Genomic DNA, 1,870 nt, shown 5'->3' on the forward strand with positions numbered 1-1,870 from the left:
CGCTACGTGCTTGATGTTGCGGCCCCACCGAGGCTTCTCATTGACGGGGTTACCTGGTTCGGAGGCGGGAGCACGGGCTGGATCCAGGCGAAGATCAGGGTTTCGAGTTCGTTTTCTCTTGCGAAGGCCTTTGAGGAGTTGAGGAAGAGCGACGAGTACAGGGAAACGGTGGATCGGGTGGAGAGGTATGCGGAGAAGCTTGAGGCCGAGGGCAAGGCGGTGGAGGCGGTAAGGCTTAGGCGCCGGGCGCTCAAGCTCATGATGGCCGGTAAGACCAGGATAGATCCAGCAAGCCTTGTACCTTTACAATAAGCAAAAAGGAGGGATCTTATGATTAAGGTTTATAAGGTAGTGTTAGTTTTAATTTTAAGTTTTCTCTTCTGGGGTTGTACAGCCTCTCAGCAGATTTCTCAGCAAAAAACAAAGATTCTTCAGCCAAAAGTAAAAATACAGGAACAATATGTTCGAGGAGAAGGGCTCGCAAGGAATTTTGAATTTTGGGTGCAACATGACGAAATAGGAAACCTGGTATTTTTTGGCGGCTACAGAAAATGGCAGGAGAACGGACTTGTTAGAGTAAACCCGATGATGGGTTTTTATTTAAAAAAAGCAAACCTATTAGCGATGTACGGAAAGATGGGGCCCAGCGTAGGGATAGACAGATTCGGGGTGAAAAAAATGTTCTTTGGAAATGAGTATGACCCTAATAAGTATCCTCTTCTGGTGAGGAATCCCAGGAATTATTTTCTTGAAAACGCAAACCATTACCTATCAGAGATATTAAAAAATAACTACGATCTCTTTGATAAAAGGTTACATCTTTTTTTCCTAAATAAGCAAATTACCCCAGAGGTTTTGCCGGTTTTTGCAAAGTATTTTCAGCATGGAAATGAAGAAAAATTGCGACATTTGGGGGTCAGGAAACATCTGGAAGCAGCAAATTACGATAATCCAAAGCTTTTTGCTGCGGTTACATTGAGAATACATCATTCAAATAAAGTAAAAGACTTTTGGAAAATATTACGGGAGCTAGATTCAGAGTCGTGGAAGCGATCGTATGAAAGGATTGAAAACCTAGAGGTGTCCATGGTCAATAATTACTACAGACTATTTTGGAAGTGTGGGCCTTATCCTTATCAAGTGAAAACAGGAGAAAAAAAAGTAAAAATAATTGCAAAAGATGAAAATGATCTACTAAAACAGATAAAAAAACTTTTTAGAGAGTATCAGAAGTCTTCGTTTTTTAAGACTACGCGGTCTTGTTTTAAGAAAGATTATCCTTTTTGCGGTATGGATGATAAAAATCCTGAAGCCAGACATAGGCGATACTGTAATGCTCGTCTCGACGAAATTTACATAGACGCAGACTCGAAAAGGGTTTTTGATTTCCGGGATCCAGCCGAGGTTTATAATTATATTTTTAAAGTTAGAAATTACTTGATCGAAACGTACGAAAAAGATGAATTCAGAATAGATAAAGAAAAAGCTCTCAAAGCAGCGAGAAAATTATGTCCGGCGGTGGCGGGAGAAATATACATGTGCATCAAAAAGGGAGACCCATATACAGGGAATGCCTCGGGTATAAAAAAAGTGATAGTATATCACTATTGCTTTATAGGTAAGGAAGAGTCTTATAGGACTTTCCTTTCTCAAAGAAGGAGATAAAAGTCACACATCCCTCCCTAAAGGGAGGGGTTAATCAATTACCCGGAGGTGCATATGACAAAAGCAAAACTAAAAATTTTAGTAACTATATTTGTCTTTATAAGTTGCTATTCTTCTTGTTTAGCTGGTGATTTTTGGCAAACACAACTTCAGAAAGGAGAAGAGATAAAAGAAGACGCGCAGAGAGCAGCCTCTGAAAGAAACA

The 1,870-nt window shown here is 40.3% G+C and carries 2 protein-coding genes; both read left to right on the forward strand.

The window, feature by feature from the left end:
• The coding region (locus TH606_RS11795) for a hypothetical protein (RefSeq protein ID WP_197460577.1) at window positions 1–312 on the forward strand (312 nt) is incomplete at its 5' end.
• 39 nt (window positions 313–351) lie between these two features.
• A complete protein-coding gene (locus tag TH606_RS11125; protein ID WP_157627926.1) occupies window positions 352–1,665 on the forward strand; it encodes a hypothetical protein in 1,314 nt (437 codons plus the stop codon).
• Window positions 1,666–1,870: the final 205 nt, after the last annotated feature.

The sequence above is a fragment of the Thermodesulfatator autotrophicus genome, from assembly GCF_001642325.1.
Lineage (GTDB): Bacteria > Desulfobacterota > Thermodesulfobacteria > Thermodesulfobacteriales > Thermodesulfatatoraceae > Thermodesulfatator > Thermodesulfatator autotrophicus.